Annotated in this window: 22 protein-coding genes; 21 read left to right on the top strand and 1 reads right to left on the bottom strand. The window is 64.5% G+C overall.

The genetic code is table 11. The annotated features are described in order from the left end of the window. Positions 1–140: 140 nt before the first annotated feature. The 21 genes from rpsJ to Q5Y72_RS18935 all read left to right on the top strand — a co-directional run bounded on the left by rpsJ (position 141) and on the right by Q5Y72_RS18935 (position 10,365). A complete protein-coding gene (gene rpsJ, locus Q5Y72_RS19035) occupies positions 141–449 on the top strand; it encodes a 30S ribosomal protein S10 (RefSeq protein ID WP_042247848.1) in 309 nt (102 codons plus the stop codon). A gap of 13 nt (positions 450–462) precedes the next feature. Then, the gene (rplC, locus tag Q5Y72_RS19030) at positions 463–1,353 is read left to right on the top strand and encodes a 50S ribosomal protein L3 (protein WP_305964975.1); all 891 of its coding nucleotides are present in this window, start codon (positions 463–465) and stop codon (positions 1,351–1,353) included. Next, entirely contained in the window at positions 1,353–1,973 is a 621-nt protein-coding gene (gene rplD / locus Q5Y72_RS19025) for a 50S ribosomal protein L4 (RefSeq protein ID WP_305964974.1), read from the top strand. The genes rplC and rplD overlap by 1 nt, the downstream gene beginning before the upstream one ends. Beyond that, positions 1,970–2,266, top strand: coding sequence for a 50S ribosomal protein L23 (locus Q5Y72_RS19020; RefSeq protein WP_305964973.1), 297 nt, complete (start codon positions 1,970–1,972; stop codon positions 2,264–2,266). Before rplD ends, Q5Y72_RS19020 begins: the two co-directional genes overlap by 4 nt. A gap of 95 nt (positions 2,267–2,361) precedes the next feature. Further along, on the top strand, positions 2,362–3,201 hold the full coding sequence (gene rplB / locus Q5Y72_RS19015) for a 50S ribosomal protein L2 (protein WP_305964972.1): 840 nt from the start codon (positions 2,362–2,364) through the stop codon (positions 3,199–3,201). Between the two features lie 3 nt (positions 3,202–3,204). Beyond that, positions 3,205–3,483 carry a 30S ribosomal protein S19 gene (gene rpsS / locus Q5Y72_RS19010; protein ID WP_305964971.1) on the top strand — a complete coding sequence of 93 codons (279 nt, stop codon included), beginning with the start codon at positions 3,205–3,207 and terminating at the stop codon, positions 3,481–3,483. A gap of 5 nt (positions 3,484–3,488) precedes the next feature. Then, on the top strand, positions 3,489–3,869 hold the full coding sequence (rplV, locus tag Q5Y72_RS19005) for a 50S ribosomal protein L22 (protein ID WP_305964970.1): 381 nt from the start codon (positions 3,489–3,491) through the stop codon (positions 3,867–3,869). After that, positions 3,869–4,579, top strand: coding sequence for a 30S ribosomal protein S3 (rpsC, locus tag Q5Y72_RS19000; protein WP_305964969.1), 711 nt, complete (start codon positions 3,869–3,871; stop codon positions 4,577–4,579). Before rplV ends, rpsC begins: the two co-directional genes overlap by 1 nt. Before the next feature lie 12 nt (positions 4,580–4,591). After that, positions 4,592–5,005, top strand: coding sequence for a 50S ribosomal protein L16 (rplP, locus tag Q5Y72_RS18995; protein ID WP_305964968.1), 414 nt, complete (start codon positions 4,592–4,594; stop codon positions 5,003–5,005). Positions 5,006–5,200: 195 nt separating this feature from the next. Beyond that, positions 5,201–5,407, top strand: a complete 207-nt coding sequence (gene rpmC, locus Q5Y72_RS18990; protein ID WP_305964967.1) for a 50S ribosomal protein L29 — start codon at positions 5,201–5,203, stop codon at positions 5,405–5,407. A 12-nt stretch (positions 5,408–5,419) separates the two neighbouring features. Continuing rightward, the gene (gene rpsQ / locus Q5Y72_RS18985; protein WP_305964966.1) at positions 5,420–5,665 is read left to right on the top strand and encodes a 30S ribosomal protein S17; all 246 of its coding nucleotides are present in this window, start codon (positions 5,420–5,422) and stop codon (positions 5,663–5,665) included. 76 nt (positions 5,666–5,741) lie between these two features. Continuing rightward, positions 5,742–6,110, top strand: a complete 369-nt coding sequence (gene rplN, locus Q5Y72_RS18980) for a 50S ribosomal protein L14 (RefSeq protein WP_090746457.1) — start codon at positions 5,742–5,744, stop codon at positions 6,108–6,110. After that, on the top strand, positions 6,110–6,415 hold the full coding sequence (gene rplX / locus Q5Y72_RS18975; protein WP_305964965.1) for a 50S ribosomal protein L24: 306 nt from the start codon (positions 6,110–6,112) through the stop codon (positions 6,413–6,415). Before rplN ends, rplX begins: the two co-directional genes overlap by 1 nt. After that, complete coding sequence (gene rplE, locus Q5Y72_RS18970) at positions 6,415–6,975, top strand: 50S ribosomal protein L5 (protein ID WP_305964964.1); 561 nt, start codon at positions 6,415–6,417, stop codon at positions 6,973–6,975. Before rplX ends, rplE begins: the two co-directional genes overlap by 1 nt. 19 nt (positions 6,976–6,994) lie before the next feature. Further along, on the top strand, positions 6,995–7,300 hold the full coding sequence (gene rpsN, locus Q5Y72_RS18965; RefSeq protein WP_305964963.1) for a 30S ribosomal protein S14: 306 nt from the start codon (positions 6,995–6,997) through the stop codon (positions 7,298–7,300). A 10-nt stretch (positions 7,301–7,310) separates the two neighbouring features. Then, complete coding sequence (gene rpsH / locus Q5Y72_RS18960) at positions 7,311–7,709, top strand: 30S ribosomal protein S8 (protein WP_305964962.1); 399 nt, start codon at positions 7,311–7,313, stop codon at positions 7,707–7,709. Between the two features lie 10 nt (positions 7,710–7,719). Then, positions 7,720–8,253 (top strand): 50S ribosomal protein L6, encoded by a 534-nt coding sequence (gene rplF, locus Q5Y72_RS18955; RefSeq protein WP_305964961.1) that lies wholly within the window; start codon positions 7,720–7,722, stop codon positions 8,251–8,253. Positions 8,254–8,265: 12 nt separating this feature from the next. After that, positions 8,266–8,625: a 50S ribosomal protein L18 gene (gene rplR / locus Q5Y72_RS18950; protein WP_305964960.1), complete on the top strand. Its 360-nt coding sequence runs from the start codon at positions 8,266–8,268 to the stop codon at positions 8,623–8,625. A 117-nt stretch (positions 8,626–8,742) separates the two neighbouring features. Then, positions 8,743–9,315: a 30S ribosomal protein S5 gene (gene rpsE / locus Q5Y72_RS18945; protein WP_305964959.1), complete on the top strand. Its 573-nt coding sequence runs from the start codon at positions 8,743–8,745 to the stop codon at positions 9,313–9,315. A gap of 12 nt (positions 9,316–9,327) precedes the next feature. Then, positions 9,328–9,513, top strand: a complete 186-nt coding sequence (rpmD, locus tag Q5Y72_RS18940; RefSeq protein ID WP_305964958.1) for a 50S ribosomal protein L30 — start codon at positions 9,328–9,330, stop codon at positions 9,511–9,513. A gap of 141 nt (positions 9,514–9,654) precedes the next feature. Then, positions 9,655–10,365, top strand: a complete 711-nt coding sequence (locus Q5Y72_RS18935) for a hypothetical protein (RefSeq protein WP_305964957.1) — start codon at positions 9,655–9,657, stop codon at positions 10,363–10,365. A 22-nt stretch (positions 10,366–10,387) separates the two neighbouring features. Here Q5Y72_RS18935 and Q5Y72_RS18930 read toward each other — a convergent pair whose 3' ends face one another. After that, positions 10,388–11,011, bottom strand: coding sequence for a hypothetical protein (locus Q5Y72_RS18930; protein WP_305964956.1), 624 nt, complete (start codon positions 11,009–11,011; stop codon positions 10,388–10,390). Between the last annotated feature and the right edge of the window lie 149 nt (positions 11,012–11,160).

Below are 11,160 nucleotides of genomic sequence, written 5' to 3'. Positions count from 1 at the left end.
GAAACTTTCCCCGCAAGGGGTCTTGCCAATTGGTGAACCGGCCGCTATTCGGCCGGTCTGCCTTATCAACGAGGTTCGAAGCAGGCGTCGCATGGTGCGGGGTCTGCCTCTCAACTGAAATCCCATCCGAGGGATGACCAATGCAAAGCCAGAATATCCGCATCCGGCTGAAGGCCTTCGATTACCGCGTGCTGGACGCCAGCACCCAGGAGATCGTGAACACGGCCAAGCGCACCGGTGCGACCGTTCGCGGCCCGATTCCGCTGCCGAACAAGATCGAGAAATTCACCGTCCTGCGTGGTCCGCACATCGACAAGAAGTCGCGCGACCAGTGGGAGATCCGCACCCACAAGCGCCTGCTGGACATCGTCGATCCGACGCCCCAGACCGTGGACGCCCTGATGAAGCTCGACCTCGCCGCCGGCGTGGATGTCGAGATCAAGGTCTGAGGGGAGGCGAGACATGCTGCGTACTGGTGTAATCGCCAAGAAACTGGGCATGACCCGGCTGTTCCTCGAGGATGGCCGTCAGGTTCCGGTGACCGTCCTGCAACTGGACAATCTGCAAGTCGTCGATCAGCGCACCGTTGCGCGCGACGGCTATACCGCCGTCCAGCTGGGCGCCGGTGTGGCCAAGGCCAAGCGCACGACCGCCGCGCTGCGCGGTCACTTCGCCAAGGCCTCGGTCGCGCCCAAGCGCAAGATCGCGGAATTCCGCGTGGCCGAAGAAAACCTGATCAATGTCGGTGAGGAAATCACTGCTGACCACTATTTCGCCGGTCAGTATGTGGACATCGCCGGTACCTCGATCGGCAAGGGCTTCGCGGGCGCGATGAAGCGTCACAACTTCGGCGGGCTGCGCGCCTCGCACGGCGTGTCGATCAGCCACCGCTCGCATGGCTCGACCGGCCAGTGCCAGGACCCCGGCAAGGTGTTCAAGGGCAAGAAGATGGCGGGTCATCTGGGTGCCGTTCGCGTCACCACGCAGAACCTGCAGGTCGTGCGCACCGATGCGGACCGTGGCCTGATCATGGTCAAGGGTTCGGTTCCCGGCTCGAAGGGTGGCTGGGTCACGGTCAAGGACGCCGTCAAGAAGGCGACGCCCGAAAACCTGATCTACCCCGCCGCGCTGAAATCGGCCGGTGAGGAAGCCAAGCGCCTGGCCGAGGAGGCCGCAGCCGCCGCCGCCGCCGAGGAAGAAGCCGCCCGCGAGGAAGCCGCACGCCTGGCCGCCGAGCAGGAAGCTGCTGCATTGGCCGAGGCCGAGGCCGCGATCGAGGCCGACAAGAACGCCGCCGATCCGAACGCGGACCCCGCTGCCGATGCAGGCGACGCGCCCGAAGGAGACAAGTGATGAAACTCGATGTGATCAAGCTGGACTCCGGCAAGGCCGGGTCGATCGAGCTGGCCGACGAGATCTTCGGGCTGGAGCCGCGCGGCGACCTGCTGCAGCGCGTCGTGCGCTGGCAGCGCGCCAAGGCACAGGCAGGCACCCATTCGGTGCTGGGCAAGTCGGATGTCAGCTACTCGACCAAGAAGATCTACCGCCAGAAAGGCACCGGCGGCGCCCGCCACGGGTCCCGCAAGGCGCCGACCTTCCGGCACGGTGGCGTCTACAAGGGCCCGACCCCGCGCTCGCACGCCTTCGATCTGCCGAAGAAGGTGCGCGCCCTGGGCCTGCGCCATGCGCTGTCGGCCAAGGCGACCGCGGGTGAACTGGTGATCGTCGAGGATCTGAACCTCGCCGATGCCAAGACTTCGGCCGTCGCGAAAGCCGTCAAGGAAAACGGCTGGAAGCGCGTGCTGATCATCGACGGCGCCGACGTGAACGAGGGCTTTGCCCGTGCCGCGCGCAACCTCGAGGGCGTGGACATCCTGCCGTCGATGGGCGCGAATGTGTATGACATCCTGAAGCGTGACACCCTGGTGATCACCAAGGCAGGTGTCGAAGCTCTGGAGGCTCGCCTGAAATGAGCGCGAAACCCGAACATTACGATGTGATCGTCAAGCCGGTCATCACCGAGAAGGCCACCATGACGTCGGAAAACAACGGCGTCGTGTTCCAGGTCAGCAAGGATGCCAGCAAGCCGCAGATCAAGGACGCGGTCGAGGCGCTGTTCGGCGTCAAGGTGAAGGCGGTCAACACCACCATCACCAAGGGCAAGCAGAAGCGCTTCCGCGGCCAGCTGGGCCGCCGGAGCGACATCAAGAAGGCCTATGTCACCCTTGAAGAGGGCAGCAGCATCGACGTCTCGACGGGACTTTGATCACAGGCCGCGACGTTGCGGCCCCGGCGCGCCCGGGGCCGCGATCATTTGACTGAAACGGACCAATTCGGTCCAAAGCGACGGAAGACAGAAAGATGGCATTGAAGTCGTACAAACCGACGACGCCTGGCCAGCGCGGGCTGGTTCTGATCGACCGTTCGGAGCTTTGGAAAGGTCGCCCCGTCAAAACCCTCACCGAGGGTCTGACGAAGAAGGGCGGTCGGAACAACACCGGACGGATCACCATGCGCCGCCAGGGCGGCGGGGCAAAGCGCCTGTATCGCATCGTCGATTTCAAGCGCAACAAGTTCGACATGGCGGCCGTGGTCGAGCGGATCGAATACGATCCCAACCGCACCGCCTTCATCGCGCTGGTGGGTTACGAGGATGGCGAGCGCGCCTATATCCTCGCGCCGCAGCGCCTGGCGGTGGGTGACAAGATCATCGCCGGCGCGAAGGTCGACGTGAAACCCGGCAACGCCATGCCCTTCAGCGGCATGCCGATCGGCACGATCGTCCACAATGTCGAGCTGAAGCCCGGCAAGGGCGGCCAGATCGCGCGTTCGGCGGGCACCTATGCCCAGTTCGTGGGTCGCGATGGCGGCTATGCCCAGATCCGCCTCAGCTCGGGCGAGCTGCGCCTGGTGCGTCAGGAATGCATGGCCACGATCGGTGCCGTGTCGAATGCCGACCACTCGAACCAGAACCTCGGCAAGGCCGGCCGCAACCGCCACAAGGGGATCCGCCCGTCGGTCCGCGGTGTCGCGATGAACCCGATCGACCACCCGCATGGTGGTGGTGAGGGCCGCACCTCGGGTGGCCGCACGCCGGTGACGCCCTGGGGCAAGGACACCAAGGGCAAGAAGACCCGCAGCAACAAGGCGACCGACAAGTACATCCTGCGGTCGCGTCACGCGAAGAAGAAGGGGCGCTGACCTATGGCACGTTCTGTTTGGAAGGGCCCCTTTGTTGACGCCTATGTGCTCAAGAAAGCGGAAAAGGCCCGCGACGCCGGCAAGTCCGACGTCATCAAGATCTGGTCGCGTCGCTCGACCATCCTGCCGCAATTCGTCGGCCTGACCTTCGGCGTCTACAACGGCAAGAAGCACATTCCCGTTGCCGTCACCGAAGAGATGATCGGCCAGAAGTTCGGTGAATATTCGCCCACCCGGACCTATTACGGTCACGCGGCCGACAAGAAAGCCAAGAGGAAGTAATCGTCATGGGTAAGGAACAAAATCCGCGCCGCGTGGCGGAGAACGAGGCCTTCGCGAAAACGAAGATGCTTCGCACCTCGCCGCAGAAGCTGAACCTCGTGGCGCAGCTGATCCGGGGCAAGAAAGTCGATCGCGCGCTGGCCGACCTGACCTTCTCGCACAAGCGCATCGCCGGCGACGTGAAGAAATGCCTTCAGTCGGCCATCGCGAACGCCGAGAACAACCACGGCCTCGACGTCGACAACCTGATCGTCGCCGAAGCCTGGGTCGGCAAGAACCTGGTGATGAAACGTGGCCGCCCGCGGGCGCGCGGCCGCTATGGCAAGATCATGAAGCCGTTTTCGGAAATCACCATCAAGGTGCGCCAAGTCGAGGAGCAAGCGTAATGGGTCAGAAGGTCAACCCCATCGGGATGCGCCTCCAGGTCAACCGCACCTGGGACAGCCGCTGGTATGCCGATGACAAGGAATACGGCAATCTGCTTCTTGAAGACCTGAAGATCCGGGACTTCATCAAGAAGGAAGCCAAGCAGGCCGGCATCAGCCGCGTCATCATCGAACGTCCGCACAAGAAATGCCGCGTGACGATCCATGCCGCGCGTCCGGGTGTCATCATCGGCAAGAAGGGCGCCGATATCGAAACCCTGCGCAAGAAGCTGGCGAACTTCACCAAGAGCGATGTGAACCTGAACATCGTCGAGGTCCGCAAGCCCGAGGTGGACGCGGCCCTGGTTGCCGAGTCGATCGCCCAGCAGCTCGAGCGTCGGGTGTCGTTCCGCCGCGCGATGAAACGCTCGGTCCAGAACGCGATGCGCATGGGTGCCCTGGGCATCCGGGTGAACGTGTCGGGCCGCCTCGGCGGCGCCGAGATCGCGCGGACCGAATGGTATCGCGAGGGCCGGGTGCCGCTGCACACGCTGCGCGCCGACATCGACTATGCGCTGGCCGAAGCCACGACCCCGTACGGGATCATCGGGGTGAAGGTGTGGATCTTCAAGGGCGAGATCATGGAGCATGACCCCCAGGCGCGCGACCGCAAGGCCGCCGAGGCGCAGGAAGGTCCGGCTCCGCGTGGTCCGCGCCGCGACGCCCGCTAAGGAGAACGACAAATGCTGCAACCGAAACGGACCAAGTTCCGCAAACAGCACAAGGGCCGCGTCCACGGCCTGGCGAAGGGCGGATTCGACCTGAACTTCGGCTCCTACGCGCTGAAGGCGACGGAGCCCGAGCGCGTCACCGCCCGGCAGATCGAGGCGGCCCGCCGCGCGATCACCCGTCACATGAAACGTCAGGGCCGGGTCTGGATCCGGATTTTCCCGGACGTGCCGGTTTCGTCGAAGCCGACCGAGGTGCGGATGGGCAAGGGCAAGGGCTCGGTCGATTTCTGGGCCGCCCGCGTCCACCCGGGCCGGATCATGTTCGAGATCGACGGTGTCAACGACACCATCGCCCGCGAGGCGCTGCGCCTTGGCGCGCAGAAACTGCCCGTCCTGACCCGCATCGTGGCGCGCGAGGACTGGTAAGGTCGGGGCCGCGGGCCCCTGGCCGACGAACGCGGACCCCGCCGGTCGCCCGGCGGGGTTTGGCATTGCCTCCAAAGGGGCTTGCAAAAGCGGGGCCTCGCCTGTATGGGCAGGCCTTCATCACGAAACTCCACCGGAATCAGGGTGGCCCTGGGTAACAGGGGCTCTCCGGTGATGTTGAAAGGAAGAAGCGTCATGGACGCCAGCGAACTGAAGACGAAGACGCCCGACCAGTTGAAGGATCAGCTTGTCGCGTTGAAGAAGGAAGCGTTCAACCTGCGCTTCCAGCAGGCCACCGGCCAGCTTGAGAACACCGCCCGCATGCGTGCCGTCCGCCGTGACGTGGCCCGCGTGAAGACGATTCTGAACCAGAAAGCGGCGGAAGCCGCGGCCTCGAACTAAGGAGCCCGGCCCATGCCCAAACGCATTCTGCAAGGCCGCGTCACCAGCGACAAGAACGAACAGACCGTCACCGTTCTGGTCGAGCGCCGCTTCAAGCACCCGCTGCTGCACAAGACCGTCCGTTCGTCCAAGAAATACCGGGCGCATGACGCGAACAACCAGTTCAAGATTGGCGACACCGTGCGCATCATCGAATGCGCGCCGATCTCGAAGACGAAACGCTGGACTGTCCTGACGGACGAGACTGCCTCGGCATAAGTCCATCATCACAGATCAGAAATGATCGAAACCCTGGGGCCGCGACCGGCGGTCCCCAAAGGTCGGGAGAAACCAAATGATCCAGATGCAGACCAATCTGGATGTTGCTGACAACTCTGGCGCTCGCCGGGTTCAGTGCATCAAGGTCCTGGGTGGTTCGCACCGTCGCTATGCGTCGGTGGGCGACATCATCGTGGTGTCCGTCAAGGAAGCCATCCCGCGGGGCCGGGTCAAGAAGGGCGATGTCCGCAAGGCCGTCGTCGTCCGCACCGCCAAGGAAGTCACGCGCGAGGACGGAACCTCGATCCGCTTCGACCGCAACGCCGCCGTCATCCTGAACAACCAGGGCGAACCGGTCGGCACCCGTATCTTCGGGCCGGTCGTGCGCGAGTTGCGTGCGAAGAACTTCATGAAGATCATCTCGCTTGCGCCGGAGGTGCTGTGATGGCTGCCAAGCTGAAGAAGGGCGACAAGGTCGTCGTGCTGGCCGGCAAGGACAAGGGCAAGCAGGGTGAGATCACCGCTGTCATGCCCAAGGACAACAAGGCCGTCGTCGATGGCGTGAACGTTGCGATCCGCCACACCCGCCAGTCCCAGAACAGCCAGGGCGGCCGCATCCCGAAGGCGATGCCGATCGACCTGTCGAACCTCGCGCTGATGGACAAGAACGGCAAGGCCACCCGCGTCGGTTTCCGCGAGGAAGACGGCAAGAAGGTGCGATTTGCCAAGACCACGGGAGACGTGATCTGATGCTGGACGCAACGAAATACGCCCCGCGCCTGAAGGTTCTGTTCCGCGACCAGATCAAGGCCGCGCTGAAGGAAGAATTCGGCTACAAGAACGACATGCAGATCCCGCGTCTGGACAAGATCGTCCTGAACATGGGCATCGGCGAGGCCGTCAAGGACACCAAGAAGGTGAAGCAGGGCGCCGAAGAGCTGTCGCTGATCGCCGGTCAGAAGGCTGTCATCACCAAAGCCAAGAACTCGATCGCCGGGTTCCGCGTGCGTGAGGAAATGCCGCTGGGTGCCAAGGTCACGCTGCGTGGCGACCGGATGTACGAATTCCTCGATCGCCTGATCAACATCGCGCTGCCCCGCGTCCGCGACTTCCGCGGCGTCAAGGGCACCTCTTTCGACGGCCGCGGCAACTATGCCATGGGCCTGAAGGAGCACATCGTGTTCCCGGAAATCAACTTCGACAAGGTCGACGAAGTTCTGGGAATGGACATCATCATCTGCACCACCGCGACGACCGACGCGGAAGCGAAGTCGCTGTTGAAGCATTTCAACATGCCGTTCAACAGCTGAGTCGCGGAGGGAAAGAGATATGGCAAAGAAATCGATGGTCGAGCGCGAGAAGAAGCGCGAGCATCTGGTCCAGAAGTTCGCCGCGAAACGCGCCGCGCTGAAGGACGTCATCAACGATCAGTCCCGCCCGATGGAAGAGCGCTTCAAGGCCAGCCTGAAACTGGCCGACCTGCCGCGCAACTCCTCGGCTACGCGTCTGCACAACCGGTGCCAACTGACCGGTCGTCCGCATGCGTATTACCGCAAACTGAAACTGTCGCGGATCATGCTGCGCGAGCTTGGCTCGCAAGGTCAGATCCCCGGCCTGGTCAAATCCAGCTGGTAAGGGGGCGAAAATGAACATGAACGATCCTCTCGGCGATATGCTGACCCGCATCCGCAATGCGCAGATGCGTGGCAAATCGACCGTTCGCACCCCCGCCTCCAAGCTTCGCGCCTGGGTTCTGGACGTGCTGAAGAACGAAGGCTACATCCGCGGCTATGACGAGGTGACCACCGACGAAGGTCACAAGGAGCTTGAGATCGGCCTGAAATACCATGACGGCGCCCCGGTCATCCGGGAACTTTCGCGCGTCTCGAAGCCCGGTCGCCGCGTCTATGCCGGTGCCCGTGAAATCCCGCAGGTCCGTCAGGGTCTGGGCGTCTCGATCGTCTCGACCCCCAAGGGCGTCATGTCGGATGCAGCGGCTCGCAACGCCAATGTCGGCGGCGAAGTCCTCTGCACCGTGTTCTAAGGAGGGCAGAATGTCTCGGATTGGTAAGAAGCCGGTCGAACTGCCCAAGGGCGTGACGGCCGAGATCAAGGGTCAGACCATCGAGGTGAAGGGGCCGAAGGGCACCCGCAGCTTCACGGCGACCGATGATGTCGATCTGGTGCTGGACGAAGGTTCGGTGGCCGTGAAGCCGCGCGGCACCTCGAAGCGTGCGCGCCAGCAATGGGGCATGACCCGCTCGATGATCGAGAACCTGACCGTCGGCGTGTCGCAGGGCTTCAAGAAGGAACTGGAGATCCAGGGCGTGGGTTACCGCGCCAACATGCAGGGCAAGACGCTCAAGCTGGCACTGGGCTACAGCCACGACGTGAACTTCGAAACGCCCGAGGGCGTGACGATCACGGCGCCGAAGCAGACCGAAATCGTTGTGGAAGGCATCGACCAGCAGCTTGTTGGCCAGGTTGCCGCGAACATCCGCGAGTGGCGCCGCCCCGAGCCCTACAAGGGCAAGGGCATCCGCTACAAGGGCGAGTATGTCTTCCGCAAGGAAGGCAAGAAGAAGTAAGGGGCGCATGAAATGGCACTGAAAAAGCAAGAGCTGTTCCAGAAGCGCCGCCTGCGCGTGCGGAACAAACTGCGGGCGATGTCGAATGGCCGTCCGCGCCTGTCGGTTCACCGGTCGTCGAAGAACATCTCGGTCCAGATCATCGATGATCTGAACGGCGTGACCCTGGCCGCGGCCAGCACGCTCGAGAAGGATTTCGGCGTGGTGGGCAAGAACAACGTCGAGGCCGCCGCCAAGATCGGCACGGCCATTGCCGAGCGTGCGAAGGCCGCTGGCGTGGAAGAAGTCGTGTTCGATCGCGGCGGGTTCATCTTCCACGGCAAGGTCAAGGCGCTGGCCGATGCGGCACGCGAAGGCGGGCTGAAGTTCTGATCCCTGCGGGTGGCGGGAACGCCGCCCCGATGATCCGGGGGCCGGCCGCAGACCGGGCGGCCCACCAGGATTGGACACAACGGCGCGGGTCGCGCGCCAGCATGAAGGAAATGCCTGATGGCAGAACGTGATAATCGTCGGGGCCGTCGCGAAGAGCGCGAGGAAACCCCGGAATTCGCCGATCGTCTGGTCGCGATCAACCGCGTGTCGAAGACCGTGAAGGGCGGCAAGCGGTTCGGCTTCGCGGCCCTCGTGGTCGTCGGCGACCAACGCGGCCGTGTCGGCTTCGGCAAGGGCAAGGCCAAGGAGGTCCCCGAGGCGATCCGCAAGGCGACCGAGCAGGCCAAGCGCGGCATGGTCCGCGTGCCGCTGCGCGATGGCCGCACCCTGCACCATGACATCGAAGGCCGTCATGGCGCCGGCAAGGTGATCATGCGCACCGCCGTTCCGGGCACCGGCATCATCGCCGGTGGTCCGATGCGCGCCGTGTTCGAGATGCTGGGCGTTCAGGATGTCGTGGCCAAGTCGCAGGGGTCGCAGAATCCCTACAACATGATCCGCGCCACGCTGGACGGCCTGAAGAAGGGCGCCAGCCCGCGTTCGGTCGCCCAGCGTCGCGGCAAGAAGGTCGCCGACATCCTGCCCTCGAATGACAAGCCGGCTGCCGAAGCCGCGCCCGTCGAAGCGTAAGGAGACCGGAACATGGCAACCATCGTCGTCAAGCAGATCGGCTCGCCGATCCGCCGCCCGGCCATCCAGCGCGAGACGCTGAAGGGCCTGGGCCTGAACAAGATGAACCGCACCCGCGAGTTGGAAGATACTCCGGCGATCCGCGGCATGGTCGCGAAGATCCCGCATCTGGCGATGATCATCGAGGAACGCGGCTGATCCCTCGGCCTGCAGACCGCATCCGAAAGGGCGTCCCGCATCGCGGGGCGCCTTTTTCGTTGGGCGGGGATGATCGCGAAAAGAGGTCGCGCAGTCCCGCGATACACGCTAGGATTGCATAAACCCTCGGCGGAGTTTGCGATGGCGTTCTGGCTTGTATGGCTGCCCCTGCTGACGCTTCTGGGCGGTGCCGCGCAGGCCGGTCCCTGGCCGCGTGCCGAGGGCACGCATTTCCTGTCGCTGTCGGCCGAGCGTGATCGTGACGGCAACGACTATCTGGGCATCTATGGCGAATATGGCCTCAGCCCGCGCACCACGCTTGGCTACGAGATCGGCCACAGCAATGCCGGCGAGAGCAGCCTGATCTTGTGGATGCAGCGCCCGCTGGACGATGGCGACGGGGTGTTTCGCCTGACCTGGCAGGGCGGAATCGGCGTGGTCCGGCGCGACGGCGACCTGTCGCCCGTGGCGCTTTCGGGCCTGTCCCTGGGTCGGGGGTTCGAGGGGTTGCTGGGCGGCGGCTGGATCTCGGCCGAGGCGCGCGTGAAGGTCGCGGGCGTGACCGATCCGGTGGCGGTGTCTGCCGGTCTCGACGATGGCGCGCTTGCCTATCTGACCCCAGAGACCGAGGTCAAGGCCGACCTGACCCTTGGACTGCGGCCCCGCGGCGATCTGATGTGGATCAACCAGCTTCGGCTGGAGCGGCGGCAGGGCCAGGACGCCGAGGCGAAATTGGCGACCTCGCTGGTCCATGACCTTGGCGGGCCGGTGAAGATCGAGGCCGGGGTGGTTCTGCCACTGTCCGGCGGCGGAGAGCAGGCGGTCAAGCTGGGCAGCTGGCTCGAGTTCTGACCGCGCGAGGGCGCCGGCCGCGTCATTCCGCGCAGGCATACACCGCGCCGCCCACGGCCACCACGCTGACCGCTGCCCCCGCCAGCAGAGCGGGCGAGGCGGCGATGCTGGCCGCAGCGCCGCCGATCGCCCCCAAAGCCTGCGAGATGTAGCCCGAGGAGCCGCTGATGATGGCGGCGGTGGTGCCGTCGGGCAGGGCGCGCAGCCCGCTTGCCGCACCGCGCGCCGCTGCCGATGTGATTTGACCGGCCGCGCTGCGGGTCTGGTTCACGCGCTGGCAGACGGTGGCGGCGGGCCTTTCGCAGCGGCCATAGCTGTCGCGGCGGCCAAGGTCGTAGCCGATCACCGATTTCGTCTCGGGATCATGGCGCAGGCAGAACAGGCCGCGCTGTTCGTCGGTCAGGTCCGGCGTCAGGCTGCGCAGCACGACATAGCTGGGGCAGGTGTCGCGGCCCCATCGCGTGAAGACGATCTCGCGCAGGCCGTAATTGTCGCGCAGGCTGGGCTCGTCCTTGTCATAGGCCAACGGCACGTCCTTGCCGGCGATGCGTGTGGTGCAGAACACGGGCTCGGCCGTGGTGGCGGCCGGCAAGGCGATCGCCAGCACGATCAGCAAGGCGGCGGCGGTCAAGTGGGCAGCGGGCATCACGAACCTGTTCGAAGGGCATACTCATCTACTGCGTGTGCTGCCACCGGCTCAACACACAATAAAGTGTGCCATCAGCCGTCAGGATCGGCTGAACCGGCTGGTTCATCCTTGACAGATTCGCGCGATCCGCGCCAAATCTGCGCACG

It is taken from the genome of Paracoccus spongiarum (genome assembly GCF_030732095.1).
GTDB classification, from domain to species: Bacteria; Pseudomonadota; Alphaproteobacteria; order Rhodobacterales; family Rhodobacteraceae; genus Paracoccus; species Paracoccus spongiarum.
This window is presented reverse-complemented; position numbering and strand designations above follow the sequence as displayed.